The organism is Micromonospora sp. NPDC004540 (assembly GCF_040610095.1).
Lineage (GTDB): Bacteria > Actinomycetota > Actinomycetes > Mycobacteriales > Micromonosporaceae > Micromonospora.
Genome location: NZ_JBEXLR010000028.1, coordinates 1 through 24,524, shown reverse-complemented (window position 1 = coordinate 24,524; position 24,524 = coordinate 1). Strand labels below are relative to the sequence as shown.

Below are 24,524 nucleotides of genomic sequence, written 5' to 3'. Positions count from 1 at the left end.
TGGGGTGGTTGATCGCCACTGGCGGTCAACCACCCTCGCGCGGCGTCCAGGTCGCGGTCACCGCGATCGGCGCCATGACCCACCGCGTGGTCGGAAATCGCTCCGGAGTCCCGGGGCGGAGCCTGGCCCACGGGCGCGACACGCCCGACCGCGGGGGTCGGCGAAGTGGGCCTGTGCCAGCCGGTACAGGCGCCCGCAACACAGCGGCATCGAGAGAAGGAACAGAAGCCACCATGGCGGGACAGAAGATCCGCATCCGGCTCAAGGCCTATGACCACGAGGTCGTCGACTCCTCGGCTCGGAAGATCGTCGAGACGGTGACGCGTACCGGGGCGCAGGTCGCTGGCCCGGTGCCGCTGCCCACGGAGATCAACCGTTTCTGCGTTATCCGCTCGCCGCACAAGTACAAGGACTCGCGCGAGCACTTCGAGATGCGCACGCACAAGCGTCTGATCGACATCATCGACCCGACCCCGAAGACGGTCGACTCGCTCATGCGCCTCGACCTGCCGGCTGGCGTCGACATCGAGATCAAGCTGTAGGGACCGGACAAATGGACAGGCAAGTCAAGGGGATCCTGGGCGCAAAGCTCGGCATGACCCAGGTCTGGGACAACAACCGCGTTGTTCCCGTGACCGTGGTTCAGGCCGGCCCGTGCGTCGTGAGCCAGGTTCGTAGCGCCGACAAGGACGGCTACTCCGCGGTCCAGCTGGCGTACGGGGCCATCGACCCGCGCAAGGTCAAGAAGCCGATCGCCGGGCACTACGCCAAGGCGGACGTCGCGCCGCGCCGGCACATCGTCGAGCTGCGCACCGCGGACGCCGCGGACTACTCGCCGGGCCAGGAGGTCACGGTCGAGGAGTTCCCGGCCGGCGTGACCATCGACGTCACCGGCAAGACCAAGGGCAAGGGCTACGCCGGCCCGATGAAGCGGCACGGCTTCCACGGCCTGCGCGCCAGCCACGGTGTCGAGCGCAAGCACCGCTCGCCCGGCTCGATCGGCGCCTGCGCGACCCCGGGTCGCGTCTTCAAGGGCACCCGGATGGCGGGTCGGATGGGTGGCGTGCGCTACACCGTCCAGAACCTGACCGTCCAGGCGGTCGACACTGAGAACAACCTCCTGCTCGTCCGTGGCGCCATCCCCGGCCCCAAGGGCGCGCTGGTCCTGGTCCGTACCGCGGCCAAGACCAAGGTGAAGAAGGGCGGTGCGGCCAAGTGACCACCGTTGACGTCCTCAACGTCGAAGGCAACAAGGCCGGCTCCGTCGAGCTGCCCGCCGACATCTTCGACGCCCAGGCCAACATCCCGCTGATGCACCAGGTCGTGGTGGCTCAGCTGGCGGCGGCCCGGCAGGGCACGCACAAGGTCAAGACTCGCGGCGAGGTCTCCGGTGGAGGCAAGAAGCCGTACAAGCAGAAGGGCACCGGTCGTGCCCGCCAGGGCTCGATCCGCGCGCCGCAGTTCGCCGGCGGTGGCGTGGTCCACGGCCCGGTGCCGCGCGACTACAGCCAGCGCACCCCGAAGAAGATGAAGGCCGCCGCCCTGCGTGGCGCCCTCTCCGACCGGGCCCGCGCCGGCCAGGTGCACGTCGTCGAGGCGTTCGTCTCGGGCGAGAAGCCGTCGACCAAGGCCGCGCTGGCCACGCTGGCGAAGCTGACCGAGGCCCGTCGGGTCCTGGTCGTGCTGAGCAGCACCGACGAGCTGAACTGGGTGTCGCTGCGCAACGAGCCGCGGGTGCACCTGATCGAAGCCGGCCAGCTCAACACGTACGACGTGCTGGTGGCCGACGACGTGGTCTTCACGAAGGAGGCCCTGGACGAGTTCCTGGGCGTTCCCGCCGAGACCACCGAGGAGGGTGGCAAGTGAGCACGATCGCCGATCCGCGCGACATCATCGTCGCTCCGGTCGTCTCGGAGAAGAGCTACAGCGAGCTGAACCGGAACTGGTACACCTTCCTGGTGCACCCGGACGCCAACAAGACCGAGATCAAGATCGCTATCCAGCAGATCTTCAACGTCCGCGTCCTGACGGTCAACACGCTCAACCGCGAGGGCAAGCGCAAGCGCACCAAGACCGGCTTCGGTCAGCGCAAGTCGACCAAGCGGGCGATCGTGAAGCTGGCTGACGGTGACCGTATCGAGGCCTTCGGCGGCCCGGTCAGCTGAGGGGTGTAGACAATGGCTATCCGTAAGTACAAGCCGACGACGCCGGGCCGGCGTGGCTCGAGCGTCGCCGACTTCGCCGAGATCACCCGGTCGACGCCCGAGAAGTCGCTGCTGGCTCCGCTGCCGAAGAAGGGCGGACGCAACGCCCACGGCCGGATCACCACGCGGCACCACGGTGGCGGCCACAAGCGGCAGTACCGTCTGATCGACTTCAAGCGGGTCGACAAGGACGGCGTGCCGGCGAAGGTCGCGCACATCGAGTACGACCCGAACCGCACCGCGCGCATCGCGCTGCTGCACTACGCCGACGGCGAGAAGCGCTACATCATCGCGCCGAAGGACCTGAAGCAGGGCGACCGGGTGGAGTCGGGGCCGAGCGCCGACATCAAGCCGGGCAACAACCTGCCGCTGCGCAACATCCCGGTCGGTACCACCATCCACAACGTGGAGCTGCGTCCGGGCGGCGGCGCCAAGCTGGCCCGCTCGGCCGGCGTCGGCATCCAGCTGCTCGGCCGTGAGGGCGCGTACGCGACCCTCCGCATGCCGTCCGGTGAGATCCGGCGGGTCGACGTGCGCTGCCGCGCCAGCATCGGCGAGATCGGCAACGCCGACCAGTCGAACATCAACTGGGGTAAGGCCGGCCGGATGCGGTGGAAGGGCAAGCGCCCGACCGTCCGTGGTGTCGCCATGAACCCGGTCGACCACCCGCACGGTGGTGGTGAGGGTAAGACCTCCGGTGGTCGCCACCCGGTCAACCCGCAGGGTAAGCCCGAGGGCCGCACCCGTCGTAAGGGCCAGCCGAGCGACCGGCTGATCGTCCGCCGCCGCTACGCCACGCGTAAGCGCGGCTGAGGGAGATAAGACATGCCTCGCAGCCTGAAGAAGGGCCCGTTCGTCGACGACCACCTGCTCAAGAAGGTGGAGACGCAGAACGAGAAGGGCTCGAAGAACGTCATCAAGACCTGGTCGCGGCGCTCGACGATCATCCCCGACATGCTGGGGCACACGATCGCCGTGCACGACGGGCGCAAGCACGTCCCGGTCTTCGTGACCGAGGCCATGGTCGGGCACAAGCTCGGCGAGTTCGCGCTGACCCGCACGTTCAAGGGTCACGAGAAGGACGACCGGAAGAGCCGCCGGCGCTGACGCCGCGGGCATACGGATAGAGGAACAAGGGGTTACAGCGATGCCAGGAAAGGGCGACGCTCCGGTGCTTCCGGGCGCGCGGGCGGTTGCGCGGCACGTGCGCATCTCGCCGATGAAGGCGCGCCGGGTGGTCAACCTCGTCCGCGGCCTGCCCGCGAAGGAGGCGCTCACGGTGCTGCAGTTCGCGCCGCAGGCTGCGAGCGAGCAGGTGTACAAGGTGCTCGCGAGCGCGATCGCCAACGCGGAGAACAACGAGCGGCTGGACCCCGACGCGCTGCTCGTCAGCGAGGCGTTCGTCGACGAGGGCCCGACGATGAAGCGGTTCCGGCCGCGGGCGCAGGGCCGGGCGTACCGGATCCGCAAGCGGACCTGCCACATCACCGTGGCGGTCGAGGCGGTTGCGCCGGCCGCGCCGAAGAAGTCGGCGAAGAAGGCCCAGGCGCAGACGAAGGCCGAGGCAACCAGCCAGGCCGGCGCGGCTGAGGGGCAGAGCACGACGGAAGGTGCCGAGTAATGGGTCAGAAGGTTCACCCCACTGGGTTCCGGCTCGGCATCTCGACCGACTGGAAGTCCCGCTGGTTCGCGGACAAGCTCTACAAGGACTACATCGGCGAGGACGTCAAGATCCGCCGGATGATGTCCAAGGGCCTCGAGCGCGCCGGGATCTCCAAGGTCGACATCGAGCGCACCCGGGACCGGGTCCGCGTCGACATCCACACCGCCCGGCCGGGCATCGTCATCGGCCGTAAGGGTGCGGAGGCCGACCGGATCCGCGGCGAGCTGGAGAAGCTCACCGGCAAGCAGGTCCAGCTGAACATCATCGAGGTGAAGAGCCCCGAGTCGGACGCGCAGCTGGTCGCCCAGGGCGTCGCCGAGCAGCTGTCCAGCCGGGTCAGCTTCCGTCGGGCCATGCGCAAGGCGATGCAGTCCGCGATGAAGAACCCGGTCTGCAAGGGCATCCGGGTGCAGGTCTCGGGCCGTCTCGGCGGCGCCGAGATGAGCCGGACCGAGTTCTACCGCGAGGGCCGGGTTCCGCTGCACACGCTGCGGGCCAACATCGAGTACGGCTTCTTCGAGGCCCGTACCACCTTCGGTCGGATCGGCGTGAAGGTCTGGATCTACAAGGGCGACGCCGTCCCGGGCCGCGAGGCCCCGGCCGAGGCCGCCCCGTCGCGCGGCCCGCGCCGCGACCGTGGCGACCGGCCGGAGCGGCCGCGCCGTGGCCGGTCGGGTTCGTCGGGTACGACCGCCGGTGGCACCGAGGCCGGCCGGGCTGCCGCGACCACCATCGCGCAGCAGGCGGAGACGCCGGCCGGTGAGCCGGTCGACGCCGGAGCCGTGGCCGCGGCCGCGACCCAGCCGGCAGAAACGCAGCAGGAGGGCTGACAGATGCTGATGCCGCGCAAGCCCCCGAAGGGCTTCCGCAAGCCGCACCACCCGGACCGCCACGGCGCGTCCAAGGGCGGTAACCGGGTGGTGTTCGGCGAGTTCGGGATCCAGGCTCTCGAGCCGGCGTACGTGACCAACCGTCAGATCGAGTCGGCGCGTATCGCGATGACCCGTCACATCAAGCGTGGCGGCAAGGTCTGGATCACGATCTTCCCGGACCAGGCCCTCACCAAGAAGCCGGCCGAAACCCGGATGGGTTCCGGTAAGGGTTCGCCCGAGTGGTGGGTCGCCAACGTCAAGCCGGGGCGGGTTCTCTTCGAGATGTCCTTCCCCAACGAGCAGATCGCGCGAGAGGCGATGCGTCGCGCGATCCACAAGCTCCCGATGAAGTGCCGCATTGTTACGCGCGAAGTGGGTGAATCCTGATGGCAGCGGGCGTCAAGGCCTCCGAGCTGCGTGAGCTCTCCGAGGAGGAGCTGGTCACGAAGCTGCGCGAGGCGAAGGCGGAGCTGTTCAACCTCCGCGTGCAGGCCGCAACCGGGCAGCTGGACAACAACCGGCGGCTGCAGGTCATCCGTCGGGAGATCGCCCGGATCTACACGATCATGCGTGAGCGTGAGCTGGGTCTCTCGGCCGCGCCGACTGAGGTGACTGCATCATGAGTGAGAACACCACCGCCGCCGCGCGGGCCCGTCGCAAGACCCGCGAGGGTCTCGTGGTCAGCGACAAGATGGAAAAGACCGTCGTGGTCGAGGTCGAGGACCGGGTCAAGCACGCGCTGTACGGCAAGATCATGCGCCGGACCAGCAAGCTGAAGGTCCACGACGAGCAGAACTCGGCCGGCATCGGCGACCGGGTCCTGATCATGGAGACCCGGCCGCTCTCCGCCACCAAGCGGTGGCGGCTCGTGGAGATCCTCGAGAAGGCCAAGTAGCGAAGGCTCGAGCTCGGCCGGGTTCGGTCGGGCGCAGGTTCCGCCAGGCTCCGGCCGCCCCCGGCGGCCGGAGAACCGGCAGACATAGGAGATAGACGTGATTCAGCAGGAGTCGCGACTGCGCGTCGCCGACAACACGGGTGCCCGGGAGATCCTGTGCATCCGGGTTCTCGGTGGCTCCGGTCGGCGCTACGCGAGCATCGGCGACGTCATCGTGGCCACGGTCAAGGACGCGATCCCCGGTGCCGGTGTGAAGAAGGGCGACGTCGTCAAGGCCGTCGTCGTTCGCACCGCCAAGGAGAAGCGGCGGCCGGACGGCTCGTACATCCGCTTCGACGAGAACGCCGCCGTCATCATCAAGGACGGTGGGGACCCGCGCGGTACCCGCATCTTCGGCCCGGTGGGCCGGGAGCTGCGGGACAAGCGGTTCATGAAGATCATCTCTCTCGCGCCGGAGGTGTTGTGACCGTGAAGGTCAAGAAGGGCGACACGGTCGTCGTCATCGCCGGCAAGGACAAGGGTGCCAAGGGCAAGGTCATCGCGGCCTACCCGCGGCAGGACAAGGTCCTGGTCGAGGGCGTGAACCGGGTCAAGAAGCACACTCGCATCAGCACCACCCAGCGTGGCGCCAAGACCGGTGGCATCGTCACCCAGGAGGCCCCGATCCACGTCTCGAACGTGCAGGTCCTGGACTCCGACGGCAAGCCGACCCGCGTCGGTTACCGGATCGACGACAACGGCCAGAAGGTCCGCATCGCGCGTAGCACCGGTAAGGACCTCTGATGACCACGGCTACCGAAACCAAGACCCTGCCGCGCCTCAAGGAGCGGTACCGCAACGAGGTCGTGGCGAAGCTGCAGGAGCAGTACAACTACGGCAACCCCATGCAGGTGCCCGGGCTGGTCAAGATCGTCGTCAACATGGGCGTCGGCGAGGCTGCTCGCGACGCCAAGCTGATCGACGGCGCCGTCCGCGACCTGGCCACGATCACCGGCCAGAAGCCGCTGGTGCGGCGGGCGACCAAGTCCATCGCGCAGTTCAAGCTCCGCGAGGGCATGCCGATCGGCGCGAAGGTCACCCTCCGGGGCGACCGGATGTGGGAGTTCCTGGACCGGCTGCTCTCGATCGCGCTGCCGCGTATCCGTGACTTCCGCGGCCTGGACGGGCGCAAGCTCGACGGCCACGGCAACTACACGTTCGGTCTGACCGAGCAGTCGGTGTTCCACGAGATCGACCAGGACAAGATCGATCGCCAGCGGGGCATGGACATCACGGTGGTCACGACCGCCACGACCGACGACGAGGGCCGGGCGCTGCTCAAGCTCCTGGGCTTCCCGTTCAAGGAGAACTGAGATGGCCAAGAAGGCGCTGATCCTCAAGGCGGCCGCGAAGCCGAAGTTCTCGGTTCGCGCGTACACCCGCTGCCAGCGGTGCGGGCGTCCGAAGGCGGTCTACCGCAAGTTCGGTCTCTGCCGGGTGTGCATCCGGGAGATGGCCCACCGCGGTGAGCTGCCCGGCGTGTCCAAGGCTTCCTGGTAATAGCCCGGCGCGCTTCGCGCGTCAGCTGAACTGTCTCTTCGCCGTAGGCCCCGGGCCTGGCCCGGGGAACCCCGGCGAGAAAGGTTGACGAATTTCATGACGATGACCGACCCGATCGCAGACATGCTCACGCGTCTGCGTAACGCCAACCAGGCGTACCACGACCGGGTGACGATGCCCTACTCGAAGATCAAGGCGAACATCGCCGAGGTCCTCAAGGCCGAGGGTTATGTCGCCGCCTGGTCGGTCGAGGAGCCCGAGGAGGGCGCCGTCGGCAAGCGACTGGTCGTCGAGCTGAAGTACGGCCAGAACCGGGAGCGGAGCCTGGCCGGCATCAAGCGCGTGTCCAAGCCCGGTCTCCGGGTGTACGCCAAGTCGGACGGGCTCCCGCGGGTGCTCGGCGGGCTGGGCGTGGCGATCATTTCGACGTCCCAGGGGCTGCTCACCGACCGGCAGGCCCGCAAGCGGAGCGTTGGCGGGGAAGTCCTCGCCTTCGTCTGGTAACGGGAGACAGGTAGAAATGTCGCGTATTGGACGTAAGTCGATCCCGGTGCCAGCCGGCGTCGACATCACCATCGACGGCCAGACCGTCAAGGTCAAGGGCCCCAAGGGCGAGCTGAGCCACGTACTGGCCGAGCCGATCACGGCGGAGCGGGGCGAGGACGGCGCGCTGCACGTCAACCGGCCCAACGACGAGCGCAAGGCCAAGGAGCTGCACGGCCTGAGCCGTACGCTGGTGGCCAACATGATCGTCGGCGTGACCGAGGGCTACCGCAAGAGCCTCGAGATCGCCGGTACCGGTTACCGCGTGACCGCCAAGGGCAAGGACCTCGAGTTCGCGCTCGGGTTCTCGCACCCGGTGCTGGTTCCGGCCCCGGAGGGCATCACCTTCACGGTGGAGCGGCCGACCCTGTTCCACGTGGCCGGCATCGACAAGCAGCAGGTCGGCGAGGTCGCCGCCAACATCCGGAAGATCCGCCCGCCGGAGCCCTACAAGGGCAAGGGCGTGAAGTACCAGGGCGAGGTCATCCGCCGCAAGGCTGGAAAGGCAGGTAAGAAGTGAGCGCCACGCTGCTCAAGCGCCGCCGCGGCGTCGCCGCCAAGCGGGCCGTCGGGCGTGCGCGCCGGCACTTCCGGGTCCGCAAGAACGTCAGCGGCACCACCGAGCGTCCCCGCCTGGTCGTCACCCGCTCCCTGCGGCACATCGTCGCCCAGGTCGTCGACGACACCAAGGGTCACACCCTGGCGTCGGCCTCGACCATGGACGCCTCGCTGCGCGGCGCCGAGGGTGACAAGAGCGCCCTGGCCGGCAAGGTCGGCGCCCTGCTCGCCGAGCGGGCCAAGGCCGCCGGCGTCTCGAAGGTCGTCTTCGACCGCGGTGGCAACCGGTACGCGGGGCGGGTCGCCGCGCTTGCCGACGCCGCCCGCGAAGCCGGGCTCGAGTTCTAGAAACCCCGTCACGAGAGAGAAGGAAGGCTGCTGATGCCAGGTCAACAGCGCCGTGGCGGCGGGTCCGGTGGCAACGAGGGTGGTCGCCGCGACAACCGCCGTGAGGGCGGCCGCGGAAACGCGCCCGTCGAGAAGACCCCGCACCTCGAGCGGGTCGTCGCGATCAACCGCGTCGCCAAGGTCGTGAAGGGTGGTCGTCGCTTCAGCTTCACCGCCCTGGTGATCGTGGGCGACGGCGACGGCACCGTCGGTGTGGGCTACGGAAAGGCCAAGGAGGTGCCCGCGGCGATCGCCAAGGGTGTCGAGGAGGCCAAGAAGCACTTCTTCAAGGTGCCGCGGATCGGCCAGTCGATCCCGCACCCGGTGCAGGGCGAGGACGCGGCCGGTGTGGTGCTGCTCAAGCCGGCCTCGGCCGGTACGGGTGTCATCGCCGGCGGTCCGGTGCGTGCCGTGCTGGAGTGCGCGGGCATCCACGACGTGCTCTCCAAGAGCCTCGGCTCGTCCAACCCCATCAACATCGTGCACGCCACGGTGGCGGCCCTGAAGGCGCTCGAGTCGCCCGAGCAGGTCGCGGCCCGTCGTGGTCTGCCGGTCGAGGACGTCGCGCCGGCCGCCATGCTGGCGTCGCGGGCGGGGGTGGCGTCCTGATGGCACGCCTGAAGGTCACCCAGGTCCGGTCCGAGATCGGGACCAAGAAGAACCAGCGTGACTCGCTGCGTTCGCTCGGTCTCAAGCGGATCAACGACGTGGTGGTCAAGGAGGACCGGCCGGAGATCCGGGGCATGATCTTCACGGTCAACCACCTCGTGAAGGTCGAGGAGGTCGAGTAATGACGATCAAGGTGCACCACCTGCGCCCGGCGCCGGGGGCCAAGACCGACAAGACCCGCGTGGGTCGCGGTGAGGGCTCGAAGGGCAAGACCGCCGGTCGCGGTACCAAGGGTTCCAAGGCCCGGAAGAACATCTCGCCGGCGTTCGAGGGTGGGCAGATGCCCATCCACATGCGCCTGCCGAAGCTCAAGGGCTTCAAGAACAAGTTCAAGGTCGTCTTCCAGGTGGTCAACCTGGACCGGCTCGCCGAGCTCTTCCCGAACGGCGGCCAGGTCGGCCCGGCCGAGCTGGTCGAGGCCGGCGCGGTCCGCAAGGGCCACCCGGTCAAGGTGCTCGGCACCGGCGACCTCGGCGGCGTGGCTCTCCAGGTGTCGGCGCAGGCGTTCAGCGCGTCGGCCAAGGAGAAGATCACCGCGGCCGGCGGCTCGGTCACCGAGCTGTAAGGCACGTTCGTGGCGCCCGCTCAGTTGTCCGCAACTGGGCGGGCGCCGTGCTCTACCTGGCGAATGTGCGCCGGGTAACATCGGATTCGTTTTATGTAGCCGGGCACATCTGCCCGGACCGGGAGCGGGCTGTTAGAGTCCCTTCCCAGCTATGGATATCGGGCGGTCCGCCCGGCACCCACCCCGCTCCGCCAGGGATCATGACCGGCGGCCCGCGTCGCGCAGGAGGAAGAAGTTGCTGTCCGCCTTTCTCAGTGCGTTCCGTACGCCTGACCTGCGCAAGAAGCTGCTGTTCACAGTAGGCATCATCGCGGTCTACCGGCTGGGCGCCACGCTGCCCAGCCCGGGTGTCTCGTACGGCAACGTCCAGAAGTGCCTCGACACCATCCAGGGCAGCACCGGCGTGCTGAACCTGCTGGACCTCTTCTCCGGTGGCGCCCTGCTCCAGCTCTCGGTCTTCGCGCTGGGCATCATGCCCTACATCACCGCGTCGATCATCCTGCAGCTGCTCACCGTGGTCATCCCGCGCCTGGAGCAGCTCCGCAAGGAGGGCCAGGCCGGCCAGGCGAAGATCACCCAGTACACCCGCTACCTGACGCTGGGCCTGGGCATCCTCCAGTCCTCGGCGTTCGTGGCGCTGGCCCGCTCGGGCCAGCTCTTCAACAACCAGTGCGACCAGTTCCCGATCGTCCCGCGGGGCACCGGCATCCCGGACTGGCTGACGCTGACCATCCTGGTCATGACGATGACCGCCGGCACCGGCATGGTGATGTGGCTCGGTGAGCTGATCACCGACCGGGGCGTCGGCAACGGCATGTCCGTGCTGATCTTCACCTCGATCGCGGCCCGGCTCCCCAGCGAGGGCTGGAAGATCAAGACCACCAAGGGCTGGGGGATGTTCCTCCTCGTCATCGCCCTGGTCCTGCTGGTCATCACCGCAGTCACCTTCATCGAGCAGGCCCAGCGCCGCATCCCGGTGCAGTACGCCAAGCGCATGATCGGCCGGCGGATGTACGGCGGCACCTCCACCTACATCCCGCTCAAGGTGAACCAGGCCGGCGTCATCCCGGTCATCTTCGCCTCGTCGCTGCTCTACCTGCCGCAGCTCGCCCTCCAGTTCTTCGACCAGAACAACCCGGGGAAGACCCAGGCCTGGATCCAGAACCACATCGTGAAGGCGAGCGCGCCGGAGCACATCGCGATCTACTTCCTGCTGATCATCTTCTTCACCTACTTCTACGTGTCGATCACGTTCAACCCGACCGAGGTCGCGGACAACATGAAGAAGTACGGCGGCTTCGTGCCGGGCATCCGCCCCGGCAAGCCGACCGCCGAGTACCTCGACTTCATCCTCAGCCGGATCACCCTGCCGGGTGCGCTCTACCTGGGCGTCGTCGCGGTCCTGCCGAACTTCTTCTTCATCTGGCTGGACAACCAGCAGTTCCAGAACTTCCCGTTCGGCGGCACCGCTGTGCTCATCATGGTCGGCGTCGGTCTGGAGACCGTGAAGCAGATCGAGAGCCAACTCATGCAGCGGAACTACGAAGGGTTCCTGCGGTAGATGCGACTCGTTCTGGTTGGCCCGCCGGGCGCGGGCAAGGGCACGCAGGCGGAGTTCATCGCCGCGCACCTGTCGGTGCCGAAGATCTCGACCGGTGACATCTTCCGGGCCAACGTCTCCCAGGGCACGCCCCTGGGAGTCGAGGCCAAGCGGTACATGGACGCCGGCAAGCTGGTCCCGGACGAGGTCACGATCAACATGGTGCGGGACCGGCTCGCCGAGCCGGACGCCGGCGAGGGCTTCCTCCTCGACGGCTTCCCGCGCACCACGCCGCAGGCCGCCGCGCTGGACAAGCTCCTCGCCGACCTGGGCACCGCGCTGGACCTGGTGCTGGAGCTGGTCGTCGACGACGACGAGGTGATCCGGCGGCTCTCCGGCCGGCGTACCTGCCGGGGCTGCGGCAAGATCTGGCACGTCGAGTTCGACGCCACCACGCGCGAGGGCGTCTGCGACCGCTGCGGCGCCGAGCTGTTCCAGCGGGACGACGACAAGCCGGAGACCATCGCGGCCCGGCTGCGGGAATACGCCGAGAAGACCGCGCCGCTGGTCGACTACTACGGCGCCCAGGGCAAGCTCGTCGGCATCGACGCGACCGGGCCGGTGGAGGACGTCACCGTCCGCGCCATCGACGCCCTCCGCTCGTACGGCGGCTGACGTCCCGCCGAACTCCGGCGGATAGAGTGCGAACAGCGGGGTACGTGCGACGTGCCCCGCTGTTCCGCGCAACGAAAGGTAAACGCCTCCATGCGTCGTCCCCAGCTGGACATCCAGCTGAAGACCCCCGAGCAGATCGAGCTCATGCGGGCCGCCGGTCTGGTGGTCGCCCGCGCGCTGCGCCGGATGCGGGAGGCGGTCGCCCCCGGCGTGACCACCGCCGACCTCGACGCGATCGCCGAGGCCACCATCCGCGAGGCCGGCGCGATCCCGTCGTTCAAGGGCTACCACGGCTTCCCGGCGTCGATCTGCTCCTCGGTCAACGAGCAGGTGGTGCACGCCATCCCGTCGTCGACCCAGGTGCTCCGCGAGGGCGACCTGATCTCGATCGACTGCGGGGCGGTGCTCAACGGCTGGCACGGCGACGCGGCCATCACGGTCGGCGTGGGCGAGGTCGACCCGGCCCTGCTGAAGATGGCCGCGGTCGCCGAGGACGCCATGTGGGCCGGCATCGCGGCCGCGGCGCGTGGCGCGGCCAGCGGCAAGGGCCGGCTCACCGACATCTCCCACGCGGTGGAGACCGCGGTCCGCCAGGGCGGCCGGTACGGCATCGTCGACGGCTACGGCGGGCACGGCATCGGCACCGAGATGCACCAGGACCCGCACGTGCTCAACCACGGGCGCCCCGGCAAGGGCCCGCGGCTCGTGCCGGGCCTGGCGCTGGCCATCGAGCCGATGATCACCATGGGCAATCCGCGCACCGTGGAGCTGTCCGACGGCTGGACCGTGGTGACCCGCGACCGGTCGATGGCGGTGCACGTCGAGCACTCGATGGCGCTGCTGGACGACGGCGTCTGGGTGCTGACCGCCGAGGACGGCGGCCGGGCCCGGCTCGGCGACCTGGTCACCGCCCGCCAGGCGGCGGACTCTCCGGCGGTCTGATCCGGTCCGTCCCGGTCTCGGTGCTCCTCGCACGAATCAGGCGGTTTCCGCCCGGCTGAACGCCCTGCGACCGCTTGTCCCCGCCTGCGGTCCGCGGACTGGGGTTACCGGGCGGTGGCACGCCGGTGGCATGCTTGCCGTCATGGACGGGCGGAGCGGGATGCGGGCGGCCGACGCCGACCGCGAGGCCACGGCGGAGCGGCTCCGGGCGGCCCTGGAGGAGGGCCGGCTCAACCTGCACGAGTACGACGAGCGGCTGGGCCGCGCATACGGGGCGAAGACCTACGCCGACCTGGACGAGGTGGTGGCCGACCTGCCCAGGACGACGCCCGCGCAACACGCCGCGGTGGCCCCGGCGGCGCCGCCCACGGCGACCGGCGCCGGCGGGACGGTCGCGGAGAGCGGGCACGGCACCGGCTCGCTGCTCGCGATCTGGTCGCCGTGGCTGCGGGTCGCCGGGATTCTCACCGCGATCTGGTTGTTCGCCTCGGTCGGCTCCGGGCACCTCGGGCACTACTGGCCGGTCTGGGCGATCGGGCCGTGGGGCTTCTTCCTGCTGATGCGCACCGTGAGCGGCCACGGCCAGGGGTGGCACCCGGCCGAGCGGCGGGGCCGGGCCCGGCGGGACGGTCGCCGGCGCCGCTGACCCGCCGACGACCGCCTGTGGCCAGCGCCACAGCCGGCGGGCGGGGCTCGGTGAATTTCCTCCGTCGAGGTGACCGACGGGGTGGTCGGTTTGGCGACGGCGCGCAGGCGGGCGTACACTTTCTGATCGGCGCACAGCGTCCACTCCGGCATGCCCACCCTGCGCTTCGGTGGGACTCGGAGCCGCGGCTGGCTCGGGCTCGGTGAATCTCGCCGGAGCCCGTGTAAGACGTTGTGGGCCGTCCGGAGTAACCGACGTCAGGACAGCGGAGGACATGCCGAAAAAAGACGGAGCCATCGAGATCGAGGGTCGGGTCATCGAGCCCCTGCCGAACGCCATGTTCCGGGTGGAGCTCGCGAACGGCCACAAGGTGCTGGCTCACATCAGCGGCAAGATGCGGCAGCACTACATCCGCATCCTGCCGGAGGACCGGGTCGTCGTCGAACTCTCGCCGTACGACCTGACCCGCGGGCGCATCGTCTACCGCTACAAGTAAGCCTGACGACGGCCGGGAACGTCCCCGTGTCCGTCTTCGACGTCCGGGTCGCGCATCGTCGCGTCTCCGGGCCAGATGGGAAGTAAGGCAACCGTGAAGGTCAAGCCGAGCGTCAAGAGGATCTGCAACAACTGCCGGGTGATCCGGCGGCACGGCCGGGTCATGATCATTTGCTCCACCGACCCGCGTCACAAGCAGCGCCAGGGCTGAGTCGTTCCCGCCGACCGTGACGAGCGGCGGCGGAACCGGCCCGGGTGGCAGATCCGGCACACACATCACCAGCTCGTCCCAGCCGCGAGCGGTACGCAGCGCGTACCCCCTCGTGGTTGACCCCCGGTCGGAGGCCGGGGCCCGCTCGGGCAGCGACCGATCCCGGTCGCCGGCGCTGATCGCGCCGGAAGGACAGGGACGGTCGGTAGCGGGGTGGGACGGGTCCACACCTCCGCCACAACATCACGAGGAGTACGCCCGCACATGGCACGTCTAGTCGGCGTGGACCTCCCCCGCGACAAGCGGATGGAGATCGCGCTCACCTACATCTTCGGGGTCGGTCGCACCCGCGCCCTGGAGACGCTCGCCGCCACCGGCATCTCGCCGGACAAGCGCGCTCGGGACCTCACGGACGAGGAGCTCGTGCAGCTCCGCGACCACATCGAGGCCAACTACCAGGTTGAAGGTGACCTTCGCCGCGAGGTCGCCGCTGACATCCGCCGCAAGGTCGAGATCGGCTGCTACGCGGGCATCCGGCACCGCCGGGGCCTGCCCGTCCGTGGCCAGCGGACCAAGACCAACGCGCGGACCCGCAAGGGCCCGAAGCGGACCGTGGCCGGCAAGAAGAAGCCCGGCAAGAAGTAACTAGGAGCGCACAGACTTATGCCACCGAAGGCTCGTGCCGGAGCCGCCGTCAAGAAGGTCCGGCGCAAGGAACGCAAGAACGTCGCCCACGGGCAGGCGCACATCAAGAGCACCTTCAACAACACCATCGTGTCCATCACGGACCCGACCGGTGCGGTCATCTCCTGGGCCTCCGCGGGCCAGGTGGGCTTCAAGGGCTCGCGCAAGTCGACCCCGTTCGCCGCGCAGCTGGCCGCCGAGGCCGCCGCGCGCCGGGCCATGGATCACGGCATGCGCAAGGTCGACGTGTTCGTCAAGGGCCCCGGCTCCGGCCGGGAGACCGCCATCCGTTCGCTGCAGGCCGTCGGGCTGGAGGTCGGGCAGATCTCCGACGTCACCCCGCAGCCCCACAACGGGTGCCGTCCGCCGAAGCGTCGTCGGGTCTGAGAGGTAGAGAGAGATGGCTCGTTACACCGGTGCTGACTGCCGCCGTTGCCGGCGGGAGAAGATGAAGCTGTTCCTCAAGGGCAGCAAGTGCGATGGCCCGAAGTGCCCGTTCGAGTCCCGGCCGTTCCCGCCCGGGCAGCACGGCCGCGGCCGCACCAAGGAGACGGAGTACCTGCTCCAGCTCCGTGAGAAGCAGAAGGCCCGCCGTGTCTACGGCGTGCTGGAGAAGCAGTTCCGCGGTTACTACGAGGAGGCCGTGGGCAAGCAGGCCAAGACCGGTGAGGTCCTCCTGCAGATCCTCGAGTCGCGGCTGGACAACGTGGTCTACCGGGCCGGCTACGCCAAGTCCCGGGACATGGCCCGCCAGCTGGTCAAGCACGGTCACTTCACGGTGAACGGCAAGAAGGTCGACATCCCGTCGTACCGCGTCAAGGAGCACGACATCATCGAGGTCCGGGGCAAGAGCAAGGAGCTCACCCCGTTCATCGTCGCGCAGGCCGAGGCCGGCTCCAAGACCGTTCCGGCGTGGCTCGAGGCCATCCCCAGCCAGATGAAGATCCTCGTGCACTCGCTCCCGGCCCGCCAGGTGATCGACACCCAGGTCCAGGAGCAGCTGATCGTCGAGCTCTACTCCAAGTAAGGGCTCGTTGCGGTGGCCCGCCCTCCGGGGCGGGCCACCGGAACAGTTTGTGTCGTGGGCGTCATATAGCGGGCGCCCCGGAAGAGAAGAGAAAAGATGCTCATCAGCCAGCGACCGTCTCTCTCCGAAGAGTCGATCAACGAGACCCGCTCCCGGTTCACCATCGAGCCGCTGGAGCCCGGCTTCGGCTACACCCTGGGCAACTCGCTGCGGCGCACGCTGCTGTCGTCCATCCCGGGTGCGGCGGTCACCTCGATCAAGATCGACGGTGTCCTGCACGAGTTCACCACCATCCCCGGTGTCAAGGAGGACGTGGTCGAGCTCGTCATGAACATCAAGGAGCTCTGCGTCAGCTCCGAGCACGACGAGCCGGTCAGCATGTACCTGCGCAAGCAGGGCCCGGGCGACGTGACCGCCGGTGACATCCAGCCTCCGGCCGGTGTCTCGGTGCACAACCCGGACCTGAAGCTCGCCACCCTGAACGGCAAGGGCCGGCTCGACATGGAGCTGACCGTCGAGCGGGGTCGTGGCTACGTCACGGCGGCGCAGAACAAGCAGGCGGGTGCGGAGATCGGCCGGATCCCGGTCGACTCGATCTACTCGCCGGTGCTCAAGGTGACCTACCGCGTCGAGGCGACCCGTGTCGAGCAGCGGACCGACTTCGACCGGCTGATCATCGACGTCGAGACCAAGCCGTCGATGGGCCCGCGTACCGCGCTGGCCTCGGCCGGCTCGACGCTGGTGGAGCTGTTCGGGCTGGCCCGGGAGCTGGACGAGACCGCCGAGGGCATCGACATCGGGCCGTCCCCGCAGGACGCCCAGCTGGCGGCCGACCTGGCTCTGCCGATCGAGGAGCTGGACCTCACCGTCCGCTCCTACAACTGCCTCAAGCGCGAGGGCATCAACTCCGTTGGTGAGCTGATCGGGCGTACCGAGGCCGACCTCCTCGACATCCGCAACTTCGGTCAGAAGTCGATCGACGAGGTCAAGATGAAGCTCGCCGGGATGGGCCTGGGGCTGAAGGACTCGGCTCCGAACTTCGACCCGGCGCACGTCGTGGACGCCTTCGGCGAGGCCGACTACGACACCGACGACTACCGCGAGACCGAGCAGCTCTAGTCCGCGCTGCCGCCACACCTGAGGAGCACCAAGCATGCCCACGCCCACCAAGGGCCCCCGCCTCGGCGGCAGCCCCGCGCACGAGCGGCTGATGCTGGCCAACCTGGCCACCGCGCTGTTCCAGCACGGCAAGATCCAGACCACCGAGACGAAGGCCCGGCGGCTGCGTCCGCTGGCCGAGCAGCTCATCACCAAGGCCAAGCGCGGCGACCTCGCCTCGCGGCGTCGGGTGGCGGGCGTCGTCAAGGACAAGGACGTGGTCTACGCCCTGTTCGACCAGATCGCGCCCCGGTACGCCAACCGCAACGGTGGCTACACCCGGATCGTGAAGACCGGCCCGCGCAAGGGTGACGCCGCTCCGATGGCGATCATCGAGCTGGTGGAGGAGCTTCAGGTCGCCGAGCCGAAGGCGAACAAGAAGACCGCCGCCCGCAAGGCCGCCCAGCAGGACAAGGTCGAGGCCCTGGCCCCGGCCGAGGAGGCCCCCAAGTCCAGCGAGGCCGCCGACCAGGACGCCGACGCTCCGGTCTCGGCCTCCGGTGACACCGACGCCGCCCGCGAGGACAGCGACGAGGCCGCCGAGAACGACAAGGCCTGAGCAGAGGCCGCATCGTCGGGCCCGGTACCCCCGCGCGGGGTGCCGGGCCCGACGGCATGAGGAGGTACGAGGTGGACGAGCGGACCCGGCTGCGGCTGGACGTCTCGTACGACGGCACGGACTTCTCCGGCTGGGCCGTCCAGCCCACCCGGCGCACGGTCGCCGGGGTTCTCCTGGAGACGCTGGACCTGGTCCTCGGCGCGGGCACCGCGACCGGGCTGACCGTGGCCGGCCGCACCGACGCCGGCGTGCACGCCACCGGGCAGGTCTGCCACCTCGACCTGCCGGCCGAGGTGTGGCGGCAGCACGACGGGAGGCTGCTGCGCCGGCTGGCCCGGCTGCTCCCGCCCGACGTGCGGGTCCGTGCCATGACCGAGGTGCCGGCCGACTTCGACGCCCGCTTCTCGGCCACCTTCCGCCGATACGAGTACCGGGTGACCGACGCGCCGTGGGGCGCCGAGCCACTGCGCCGCACCGACACCCTGGCCTGGCCGAAGCCGCTGGACCTGGCGGCGCTGAACGCCGCCGCGGCCGGCCTGGTGGGGGAGCACGACTTCGCCGCGTACTGCCGGCGCAAGGAGAACGCCACCACGCTGCGCGAGGTGACTCGGCTGGACTGGCGGCGCGACCCGGACGGGATCCTGGTCGCGACGGTGCAGGCCGACGCGTTCTGCCAGAACATGGTGCGCAGCCTGGTCGGCGCCATGCTGGTCGCCGGGGACGGTCGCCGGCCGGTCGAGTGGCCGGCCGGCCTGCTGAGCCGCCGGGAACGCTCCAGTGAGGTGACCGTGGCGCCCGCGCACGGGCTGACCCTGGTCGAGGTCGGCTACCCGGCCGACCCCGCCGAGTACGCCCGCCGCGCCGACCTCACCCGCCGCCTCCGGGTGCCGGTCGCCGAGGGCTGAGCACACCGAACGGCCCGCCGCCCCGGACGGGGACGACGGGCCGTGGTGGCCGGGCTCAGTTGCCGGTGCCGTCCTGGCCGGCGGTGCGGTCGGTCGGGCCGTCGGTGGGCTGGCTGGCCACCCCGCCGTTGGCCCGGCGCTCCAGCACGCTCCGGTTCAGGTAGACCTCGATCATGTCGTACAGGATGTCCCGCGCCTTGGTGTCGTCGGAGCTGATCCGCTCCCCGTCGGCCCGGGTGACCACGCAGTAGGCGAGGTAGTGGCCGCGGACCTGCCAGCCGACCCGGGCGGCGGCCGTGGCCACCACCTCGGTGTCCTCGCTCGCCGCCATGCCGCGGAACCGGCCCTGCCGTTCGTCCAGCATGGTCCGGATCCGGTCGCGCGCCCGCTGGGCGCTGGCCACGTCGGTCAGGTTGAACAGGCCGGCGGTGAACAGGTGGTCGCCGTCGGAGGAGCGGAGGGTGGCCCGGACCACCTGGTTGCAGCCGAGGCGGACCAGCAGGTCGGCGATCTCGCCGGTGGCCGCGACCGCGCAACTGCCGCTGGAATGCGTCTTGAGCACCCGGTACGCCGGCTGTCCGTCGGCCACCACCAGTTGCTGGCCGGGGAAGACCTCCTTGGCGGTGAGCGCCGCCTGGTCGGTGTCCCGGGAGTCCAGGTCGGTCCCGTCGGCCGCGGCGGACTGCGCCGTCACCGGCGGGCTGCTCTGCTGGCCGGCCTGCGGCGTGGCGGTCCGGTCCTCCAGCAGGGCGGCGACGGCCAGCCCGGTGAGGGCGAGCAGCATCAGCACGGCGGCGCCGCCGATCAGCACCTGCCAGGCGCGGCCGCCGCGCCGCCGTTCGGCCCGGCGGGGCCGGGACAGGTCCAGCGGATCGGTGGTCCGGACGACGGGGTCCGGCGGGGTCGACGTCGCCGGCCGGGGCGCGGCGGCCGGCGTCGGCTGCGGCACCGGTGGCGCCGGCGGGGGCACCGCGGGCGTGGGCTGCGGCACGGGAGCGGGCTCCCGGGGCGGGGCGGGCCGGCTGGGCGCCGGCGCGGGCGCCGGAGGCGGTGGGGCCGGCGCCCGGGCGGCGTCGGCGGCCGGTCGGGTGGGCCGGACCGGCGGAGGCAGCGACGGGGTGGGGAAGCGGGACGGCGAGGGACCCGCCGGCGGAGCCGCCGCGGTGCCGGGCACGGACGGGTCCGAACCGGGCCTCGGGTACTCCAGGAAGGCGTCCTCATCGGACTCGTACCGATACACCATGTTGGCTACACTAGGGGCCATTGTCCCTTTCGGGGGTAATATCGGGAAATTCTGGCGGAGTGGCGTCGTGTCCTGCCCCGCCCACCGTCGCCGGTGCCGTTCCCGGGCGGTGCGACAATGCCCGTCGTGACCGGCGACCACTACTTCACCGCTGAACCCACGACCCCCGCCCAGCCGCGCGAGGTCGAGTTCTCCGTCGCCGGGCGCGACTACACCCTCGCCTCGTCCAGCGGCGTCTTCTCCGCCGCCCGGCTCGACCCCGGCACCGCGGTGCTGCTGCGCAAGGCCGAACTGCCGGCGCACGACGCCACCGGCCCGCTGCTCGACGTGGGCTGCGGCTTCGGGCCGATCACCTGCGTACTGGCCAGCAGCGCGCCGGCCGCCACCGTCTGGGCGGTCGACGTCAACCAGCGGGCCCGCGACCTCACCGCCGCCAACGCCGCCCGGGTCGGCGCCGCCGACCGGGTCCGGGTGGCCGCGCCGGACGACGTGCCCGCCGACCTCGCCTTCGCCGAGATCTGGTCCAACCCGCCGATCCACATCGGCAAGGCGGAGCTGCACGAGCTGCTGCTGCGCTGGCTGCCCCGGCTCGCCCCGGACGGGGTGGCCTGGCTGGTCGTCGCGCGGCACCTCGGCGGCGACTCGCTGCACCGCTGGCTGGTCGAGCAGGGCTGGCAGGTCGAGCGGCACGCCAGCCAGAAGGGCTTCCGGGTGCTCCGGGTCACCCGGTAATCGGGTGTCGCCCCGCCCGCCCCTCGGGCAGGATGCCCGCGTGGGATACGTGGACGTGGCAGGGGTCGGGCACATCCTCCCGGACGGCCGGGAACTCTTCGCCGAGGTGTCGTTACGGGTCGGTGAGGGCGCCAAGGTGGCGCTCGTCGGTCCCAACGGCGCCGGCAAGACCACGCTGCTGCGCATGGTCGCCGGTGACCTGCCGGTGAAGACCGGCGCCGTCGCCCGAGCCGGCGGGCTCGGCGTGATGCGCCAGTTCATCGGCATGATCGGGGATGAGTCGACCCTCGCCGACCTGGCGCTGTCGCTCGCCCCGCCCGCGCTGCGCGACGCCGGCCACCGCCTCGCCGAGACCGAGGCGGCCATGCGCACCGCCGAGGTCCGCGGCAAGTACAGCAGCGCCGCCGGCAAGGCCCAGCTCGCGTACGCGGACGCGCTGGCCGCCTGGGGCGAGGTAGGCGGGTACGACGCCGAGGTGCTCTTCGACACCGTCGCCACCATCGTTCTCGACCTGCCCTGGGACACCGCCCGGGAGCGCCCGGTGCGGACCCTCTCCGGCGGCCAGCAGAAGCGGTTCGCGCTGGAACTGCTGCTCCGCGGCCCGGACGAGGTACTCCTCCTCGACGAGCCGGACAACTTCCTCGACGTGCCCGGCAAGCGCTGGCTGGAGGCCCGGCTGCGCGAGTCCGGCAAGTCGGTGCTCTACGTCTCGCACGACCGGGAGCTGCTGGCCCAGACCGCCGACCGGGTGGTCGCCGTCGAGGGCGGCAGCGCCTGGGTGCACCCGGGCGGCTTCGCCAGTTGGCACGAGGCGCGGGTGGCCCGGCACGCCCGCCTCGACGAGCTGCGCCGGCGCTGGGACGAGGAGCACCAGAAGCTGCGCGAGCTGATGCTGATGTACAAGCAGAAGGCCGCCTACAACGACGGGATGGCCTCCCGCTACCAGGCCGCGCAGACCCGGTTGCGCAAGTTCGAGGAGGCCGGGCCGCCGCCCGTACCCCCGAAGGAGCAGGACATTCGGATGCGGCTGACCGGCGGGCGGACCGGCAAGCGCGCGGTGGTCGCCGAGCAGCTCGAACTGGACGGCCTCACCTACCCGTTCGACCTGGAACTCTGGTACGGCGACCGGGTCGCGGTGCTCGGCGCGAACGGGACCGGCAAGTCGCATTTCCTGCGGCTGCTCGCCCGCGGCGGCACCGACCCCGACCCGGCCAACACCCCGGTCGACGGCGCGGCGGCGCTGGCCCCCGTCGCGCACGACGGCCAGGTGCGCCTCGGCGCCCGGGTCCGGCCCGGCCACTTCTCGCAGACCCACGACCGGCCGGAGCTGATGGCGAAGACGCTGGTCGACATCCTGTGGCGGGGTGACGAGCACCGGGCCGGCATGGACCGGCACGCGGCCATGGCGGCGCTGTCCCGGTACGAGCTGGCCGGGCAGGGCGACCAGCGTTTCGGCACCCTCTCCGGCGGCCAGCAGGCGCGCTTCCTGGTGCTGCTGCTGGAGCTGTCCGGGGCGACCCTGCTGCTGCTCGACGAGCCGACCGACAACCTCGACCTGGCCTCCGCCGAGGCCCTCGAAGCGGGGCTGGCCGCGTTCGCGGGGACGGTCGTCGCGGTCACCCACGACCGGTGGTTCACCCGCTCCTTCGACCGGTTCGTGCTGTTCGGGGGCGACGGCGAGGTGGTGGAGACCCCGGAGCCGGTCTGGGACGTGCGGTGATCGACGCCGCGCTGGTCGACCGGCTCTGCGCGGTCGGCGGCGTGGTCGCGGTGGCGCTCGGCGGCAGCCGGGCCCGGGGCGAGCACCGGCCGGACTCGGACTGGGACGTGGGCCTCTACTACCGGGGCGCGCTGGACGTGGCAGCCCTGCGGGCGCTTGCCGCCTCGGTCGCCGACGGCGAGGTGGCGCTCACCGCGCCGGGCGGCTGGGGACCCTGGGTGGACGGCGGCGGCTGGCTGCGCGTCGGCGGGGTGCCGGTGGACTGGATCTACCGGGACCTGGACCGGGTGCACGCCGTCTGGGCGGAGTGCCGGGCCGGCCGCTACACCGTCGGGGCGCAGGCCGGGCACCCGCTCGGCTTCTACTCCCACGCGTACGCCGGTGAGGTGGCGCTGGGCCGGGTGCTCGGCGACCCGACCGGGGAGCTGACCGCGCTGCGGGCGCAGACGCAGGCGTACCCGCCCGCGCTGGGGGAGGCCCTGGTGGCCGGCGGCTGGGAGGCGGGCTTCCTGCTCGACGGGGCGGCCAAGGGCGCGGCGGCCGGCGACGCCGGGTACGTGGCCGGCTGCCTGTTCCGCGCGGTCGGGGTGCTGGTCCAGGCGCTGCACGGCCGGGCCGGGTGCTGGCTGGTCAACGAGAAGGGCATGATCGCCTCGGCCGGGCGGCTGCCGGGCACGCCACCGGACTTCGCGCCGCGGGCGCAGGCGCTGCTCGGCGGGGTGGGGCGTACCCCGCAGGAGTTGGCGCGGACCCTGGCCGACGCCCGGCGGCTGGTGGCCGAGGTGCTCGGCTGACCGGCCGACGGCCGGCGACGCGTCGGCCGGGCGGCGTGGCGTGACGGGCGGCGGCCCGGTGTCGCGGCCGCTACGAGGTTGATGTCGTGGACGACTCGGCCGCGGCGGCGGTCGGCCCACGGGCTCGACCGGTGGCCCGGCGGCGAGCGGCATAGGGTGGATCTCGTGACTGAGATGACCTACCGCCGGCTGGGCGACTCCGGGCTCGTGGTGTCCGTCGTCGGCATCGGCTGCAACAACTTCGGCCGCAAGCTGGACCTCGACGGCACCCGCGCGGTAGTGGACGCCGCGCTCGACGCCGGGATCAACTTCTTCGACACCGCCGACATCTACGGTGAGCCGCAGGGCGGCTCCGAGGAACTGCTCGGGCAGGCGCTCAAGGGCCGCCGGGACGACGTGGTGGTCGCCACCAAGTTCGGCATGGACATGCACGGCCTCAACGGGCCGGACCACGGCGCCCGGGGCGCCCGCCGCTACATCGCCCGGGCGGTCGAGGCGTCGCTGCGTCGCCTCGACACCGACCACATCGACCTGTACCAGATGCACGAGCCCGACCCGGGCACCCCGATCGACGAGACCCTCGCCGCGCTCGACGACCTGGTGACCGCCGGCAAGGTGCGCTACCTCGGCAACTCGAACTTCGCCGGCTGGCAGATCGCCGACGCCGACTGGACCGCCTCCTCCCAGGGCCGCACCCGCTTCATCTCCGCGCAGAACCACTACTCGCTGCTGGAGCGGAGCGTGGAGGCCGAGGTGATCCCCGCGTGCGAGCGGTTCGGCCTGGGCATGCTGCCGTTCTTCCCCCTGGCCAACGGCCTGCTCACCGGCAAGTACAAGCGCGACGAGGCCCCGCCCGCCGGCAGCCGGCTCTCGGGCGGCGGACGCTACGCCGAGCGCCTGGCCGCCGCGGACTGGGACACCATCGAGACGATCGAGGCGTACGCGGCCGAGCGCGGGGTCAGCATGCTCCAGGTGGCCATCGGCGGGCTCGCCGCCCGACCGGCCGTGACCTCGGTGATCGCCGGCGCCACCACCCCCGAGCAGGTACGCGCCAACGCCGAGGCGGGCACCTGGCAGCCCACCGACGAGGACCTCGACACCCTCGACGCCCTCCTCTGACTGTGAGGCTGGCCTGGTCGGTCCGCGGGTGATGGGCTGATGGTCGGCAGCAGTGGACGTGACCCTTCCTCTGACTGGCTTCGCGCCTTTGGCGGGACTTGTCCGTCTGCTGCTGCCGGCGCCGGCCCGGCGGGAGACGTTTGGCCTGATCAGGAGCTTGACCGCCAGTAGCCGCTGGC

Annotated in this window: 38 protein-coding genes; 37 read left to right on the top strand and 1 reads right to left on the bottom strand. The window is 70.7% G+C overall.

All coding sequences use genetic code 11. The features are described 5' to 3' along the window. Nucleotides 1–233: 233 nt before the first annotated feature. The 33 genes from rpsJ to truA all read left to right on the top strand — a co-directional run bounded on the left by rpsJ (nucleotide 234) and on the right by truA (nucleotide 18,737). Nucleotides 234–542, top strand: coding sequence for a 30S ribosomal protein S10 (gene rpsJ, locus ABZV78_RS12595; protein WP_007073037.1), 309 nt, complete (start codon nucleotides 234–236; stop codon nucleotides 540–542). Between the two features lie 11 nt (nucleotides 543–553). Beyond that, nucleotides 554–1,219, top strand: coding sequence for a 50S ribosomal protein L3 (rplC, locus tag ABZV78_RS12590; RefSeq protein WP_355638004.1), 666 nt, complete (start codon nucleotides 554–556; stop codon nucleotides 1,217–1,219). Further along, on the top strand, nucleotides 1,216–1,866 hold the full coding sequence (gene rplD, locus ABZV78_RS12585; RefSeq protein ID WP_355638003.1) for a 50S ribosomal protein L4: 651 nt from the start codon (nucleotides 1,216–1,218) through the stop codon (nucleotides 1,864–1,866). The genes rplC and rplD overlap by 4 nt, the downstream gene beginning before the upstream one ends. After that, nucleotides 1,863–2,165, top strand: coding sequence for a 50S ribosomal protein L23 (gene rplW / locus ABZV78_RS12580; RefSeq protein WP_091317975.1), 303 nt, complete (start codon nucleotides 1,863–1,865; stop codon nucleotides 2,163–2,165). The genes rplD and rplW overlap by 4 nt, the downstream gene beginning before the upstream one ends. A gap of 12 nt (nucleotides 2,166–2,177) precedes the next feature. Further along, a complete protein-coding gene (gene rplB, locus ABZV78_RS12575; RefSeq protein WP_088976123.1) occupies nucleotides 2,178–3,017 on the top strand; it encodes a 50S ribosomal protein L2 in 840 nt (279 codons plus the stop codon). A gap of 12 nt (nucleotides 3,018–3,029) precedes the next feature. Next, nucleotides 3,030–3,311 (top strand): 30S ribosomal protein S19, encoded by a 282-nt coding sequence (gene rpsS / locus ABZV78_RS12570; protein WP_091079388.1) that lies wholly within the window; start codon nucleotides 3,030–3,032, stop codon nucleotides 3,309–3,311. A gap of 40 nt (nucleotides 3,312–3,351) precedes the next feature. Beyond that, nucleotides 3,352–3,825 (top strand): 50S ribosomal protein L22, encoded by a 474-nt coding sequence (gene rplV / locus ABZV78_RS12565; protein WP_154228719.1) that lies wholly within the window; start codon nucleotides 3,352–3,354, stop codon nucleotides 3,823–3,825. Beyond that, nucleotides 3,825–4,697: a 30S ribosomal protein S3 gene (gene rpsC, locus ABZV78_RS12560; protein ID WP_091262800.1), complete on the top strand. Its 873-nt coding sequence runs from the start codon at nucleotides 3,825–3,827 to the stop codon at nucleotides 4,695–4,697. Before rplV ends, rpsC begins: the two co-directional genes overlap by 1 nt. Nucleotides 4,698–4,700: 3 nt before the next feature. Beyond that, nucleotides 4,701–5,126, top strand: a complete 426-nt coding sequence (gene rplP / locus ABZV78_RS12555; protein ID WP_073834927.1) for a 50S ribosomal protein L16 — start codon at nucleotides 4,701–4,703, stop codon at nucleotides 5,124–5,126. Continuing rightward, a complete protein-coding gene (rpmC, locus tag ABZV78_RS12550) occupies nucleotides 5,126–5,362 on the top strand; it encodes a 50S ribosomal protein L29 (protein ID WP_007073028.1) in 237 nt (78 codons plus the stop codon). Before rplP ends, rpmC begins: the two co-directional genes overlap by 1 nt. Continuing rightward, nucleotides 5,359–5,634, top strand: a complete 276-nt coding sequence (gene rpsQ / locus ABZV78_RS12545; RefSeq protein ID WP_154228718.1) for a 30S ribosomal protein S17 — start codon at nucleotides 5,359–5,361, stop codon at nucleotides 5,632–5,634. Before rpmC ends, rpsQ begins: the two co-directional genes overlap by 4 nt. Nucleotides 5,635–5,731: 97 nt before the next feature. Next, nucleotides 5,732–6,100 (top strand): 50S ribosomal protein L14, encoded by a 369-nt coding sequence (rplN, locus tag ABZV78_RS12540; RefSeq protein ID WP_007073026.1) that lies wholly within the window; start codon nucleotides 5,732–5,734, stop codon nucleotides 6,098–6,100. Next, the gene (rplX, locus tag ABZV78_RS12535; RefSeq protein WP_007465276.1) at nucleotides 6,097–6,417 is read left to right on the top strand and encodes a 50S ribosomal protein L24; all 321 of its coding nucleotides are present in this window, start codon (nucleotides 6,097–6,099) and stop codon (nucleotides 6,415–6,417) included. Before rplN ends, rplX begins: the two co-directional genes overlap by 4 nt. Next, the gene (gene rplE, locus ABZV78_RS12530) at nucleotides 6,417–6,986 is read left to right on the top strand and encodes a 50S ribosomal protein L5 (protein ID WP_091262796.1); all 570 of its coding nucleotides are present in this window, start codon (nucleotides 6,417–6,419) and stop codon (nucleotides 6,984–6,986) included. The genes rplX and rplE overlap by 1 nt, the downstream gene beginning before the upstream one ends. Before the next feature lies 1 nt (nucleotide 6,987). Continuing rightward, a complete protein-coding gene (locus tag ABZV78_RS12525; RefSeq protein ID WP_007073023.1) occupies nucleotides 6,988–7,173 on the top strand; it encodes a type Z 30S ribosomal protein S14 in 186 nt (61 codons plus the stop codon). A gap of 96 nt (nucleotides 7,174–7,269) precedes the next feature. After that, nucleotides 7,270–7,677: a 30S ribosomal protein S8 gene (gene rpsH, locus ABZV78_RS12520; protein WP_148430080.1), complete on the top strand. Its 408-nt coding sequence runs from the start codon at nucleotides 7,270–7,272 to the stop codon at nucleotides 7,675–7,677. A gap of 16 nt (nucleotides 7,678–7,693) precedes the next feature. Beyond that, a complete protein-coding gene (gene rplF / locus ABZV78_RS12515; RefSeq protein WP_091262793.1) occupies nucleotides 7,694–8,236 on the top strand; it encodes a 50S ribosomal protein L6 in 543 nt (180 codons plus the stop codon). Next, nucleotides 8,233–8,622 carry a 50S ribosomal protein L18 gene (gene rplR / locus ABZV78_RS12510; RefSeq protein ID WP_355347936.1) on the top strand — a complete coding sequence of 130 codons (390 nt, stop codon included), beginning with the start codon at nucleotides 8,233–8,235 and terminating at the stop codon, nucleotides 8,620–8,622. Before rplF ends, rplR begins: the two co-directional genes overlap by 4 nt. A gap of 33 nt (nucleotides 8,623–8,655) precedes the next feature. Beyond that, on the top strand, nucleotides 8,656–9,270 hold the full coding sequence (gene rpsE, locus ABZV78_RS12505; protein ID WP_091262790.1) for a 30S ribosomal protein S5: 615 nt from the start codon (nucleotides 8,656–8,658) through the stop codon (nucleotides 9,268–9,270). Continuing rightward, nucleotides 9,270–9,452: a 50S ribosomal protein L30 gene (rpmD, locus tag ABZV78_RS12500; RefSeq protein WP_013473693.1), complete on the top strand. Its 183-nt coding sequence runs from the start codon at nucleotides 9,270–9,272 to the stop codon at nucleotides 9,450–9,452. The genes rpsE and rpmD overlap by 1 nt, the downstream gene beginning before the upstream one ends. Continuing rightward, the gene (gene rplO, locus ABZV78_RS12495) at nucleotides 9,452–9,895 is read left to right on the top strand and encodes a 50S ribosomal protein L15 (protein ID WP_355638000.1); all 444 of its coding nucleotides are present in this window, start codon (nucleotides 9,452–9,454) and stop codon (nucleotides 9,893–9,895) included. The genes rpmD and rplO overlap by 1 nt, the downstream gene beginning before the upstream one ends. 235 nt (nucleotides 9,896–10,130) lie before the next feature. After that, nucleotides 10,131–11,456: a preprotein translocase subunit SecY gene (gene secY, locus ABZV78_RS12490; protein ID WP_355637998.1), complete on the top strand. Its 1,326-nt coding sequence runs from the start codon at nucleotides 10,131–10,133 to the stop codon at nucleotides 11,454–11,456. Further along, the gene (locus tag ABZV78_RS12485) at nucleotides 11,457–12,110 is read left to right on the top strand and encodes an adenylate kinase (protein WP_151463666.1); all 654 of its coding nucleotides are present in this window, start codon (nucleotides 11,457–11,459) and stop codon (nucleotides 12,108–12,110) included. A gap of 90 nt (nucleotides 12,111–12,200) precedes the next feature. Beyond that, the gene (map, locus tag ABZV78_RS12480) at nucleotides 12,201–13,052 is read left to right on the top strand and encodes a type I methionyl aminopeptidase (protein ID WP_355637996.1); all 852 of its coding nucleotides are present in this window, start codon (nucleotides 12,201–12,203) and stop codon (nucleotides 13,050–13,052) included. 142 nt (nucleotides 13,053–13,194) lie between these two features. Continuing rightward, nucleotides 13,195–13,698, top strand: coding sequence for a DUF1707 domain-containing protein (locus ABZV78_RS12475; protein ID WP_355637994.1), 504 nt, complete (start codon nucleotides 13,195–13,197; stop codon nucleotides 13,696–13,698). A gap of 274 nt (nucleotides 13,699–13,972) precedes the next feature. After that, the gene (infA, locus tag ABZV78_RS12470) at nucleotides 13,973–14,194 is read left to right on the top strand and encodes a translation initiation factor IF-1 (RefSeq protein WP_007073013.1); all 222 of its coding nucleotides are present in this window, start codon (nucleotides 13,973–13,975) and stop codon (nucleotides 14,192–14,194) included. 93 nt (nucleotides 14,195–14,287) lie between these two features. After that, a complete protein-coding gene (rpmJ, locus tag ABZV78_RS12465) occupies nucleotides 14,288–14,404 on the top strand; it encodes a 50S ribosomal protein L36 (RefSeq protein ID WP_091262778.1) in 117 nt (38 codons plus the stop codon). 264 nt (nucleotides 14,405–14,668) lie between these two features. Continuing rightward, nucleotides 14,669–15,049: a 30S ribosomal protein S13 gene (gene rpsM / locus ABZV78_RS12460; RefSeq protein ID WP_091262776.1), complete on the top strand. Its 381-nt coding sequence runs from the start codon at nucleotides 14,669–14,671 to the stop codon at nucleotides 15,047–15,049. Between the two features lie 18 nt (nucleotides 15,050–15,067). Further along, nucleotides 15,068–15,475, top strand: coding sequence for a 30S ribosomal protein S11 (gene rpsK / locus ABZV78_RS12455; RefSeq protein WP_076466649.1), 408 nt, complete (start codon nucleotides 15,068–15,070; stop codon nucleotides 15,473–15,475). A gap of 13 nt (nucleotides 15,476–15,488) precedes the next feature. Next, the gene (gene rpsD / locus ABZV78_RS12450; RefSeq protein WP_148430064.1) at nucleotides 15,489–16,115 is read left to right on the top strand and encodes a 30S ribosomal protein S4; all 627 of its coding nucleotides are present in this window, start codon (nucleotides 15,489–15,491) and stop codon (nucleotides 16,113–16,115) included. 96 nt (nucleotides 16,116–16,211) lie between these two features. After that, nucleotides 16,212–17,234, top strand: coding sequence for a DNA-directed RNA polymerase subunit alpha (locus ABZV78_RS12445; RefSeq protein ID WP_007073009.1), 1,023 nt, complete (start codon nucleotides 16,212–16,214; stop codon nucleotides 17,232–17,234). Between the two features lie 34 nt (nucleotides 17,235–17,268). After that, nucleotides 17,269–17,832 carry a 50S ribosomal protein L17 gene (gene rplQ, locus ABZV78_RS12440; protein ID WP_355637992.1) on the top strand — a complete coding sequence of 188 codons (564 nt, stop codon included), beginning with the start codon at nucleotides 17,269–17,271 and terminating at the stop codon, nucleotides 17,830–17,832. Nucleotides 17,833–17,903: 71 nt separating this feature from the next. Next, on the top strand, nucleotides 17,904–18,737 hold the full coding sequence (gene truA, locus ABZV78_RS12435; RefSeq protein WP_355637990.1) for a tRNA pseudouridine(38-40) synthase TruA: 834 nt from the start codon (nucleotides 17,904–17,906) through the stop codon (nucleotides 18,735–18,737). Between the two features lie 55 nt (nucleotides 18,738–18,792). Here truA and ABZV78_RS12430 read toward each other — a convergent pair whose 3' ends face one another. Next, nucleotides 18,793–19,980, bottom strand: a complete 1,188-nt coding sequence (locus tag ABZV78_RS12430; protein ID WP_355637988.1) for a hypothetical protein — start codon at nucleotides 19,978–19,980, stop codon at nucleotides 18,793–18,795. Between the two features lie 126 nt (nucleotides 19,981–20,106). On the opposite strand from ABZV78_RS12430, the gene ABZV78_RS12425 reads away from it, so the two are divergent. From ABZV78_RS12425 to ABZV78_RS12410, 4 genes are all read left to right on the top strand, one after another. After that, the gene (locus ABZV78_RS12425) at nucleotides 20,107–20,712 is read left to right on the top strand and encodes a methyltransferase (protein WP_355638055.1); all 606 of its coding nucleotides are present in this window, start codon (nucleotides 20,107–20,109) and stop codon (nucleotides 20,710–20,712) included. A gap of 40 nt (nucleotides 20,713–20,752) precedes the next feature. Then, nucleotides 20,753–22,432, top strand: a complete 1,680-nt coding sequence (locus ABZV78_RS12420; RefSeq protein WP_355637986.1) for an ATP-binding cassette domain-containing protein — start codon at nucleotides 20,753–20,755, stop codon at nucleotides 22,430–22,432. Beyond that, nucleotides 22,429–23,226 carry a nucleotidyltransferase domain-containing protein gene (locus ABZV78_RS12415; RefSeq protein ID WP_355637984.1) on the top strand — a complete coding sequence of 266 codons (798 nt, stop codon included), beginning with the start codon at nucleotides 22,429–22,431 and terminating at the stop codon, nucleotides 23,224–23,226. The genes ABZV78_RS12420 and ABZV78_RS12415 overlap by 4 nt, the downstream gene beginning before the upstream one ends. A 156-nt stretch (nucleotides 23,227–23,382) precedes the next feature. Next, entirely contained in the window at nucleotides 23,383–24,345 is a 963-nt protein-coding gene (locus ABZV78_RS12410; RefSeq protein ID WP_355637982.1) for an aldo/keto reductase, read from the top strand. Nucleotides 24,346–24,524: the final 179 nt, after the last annotated feature.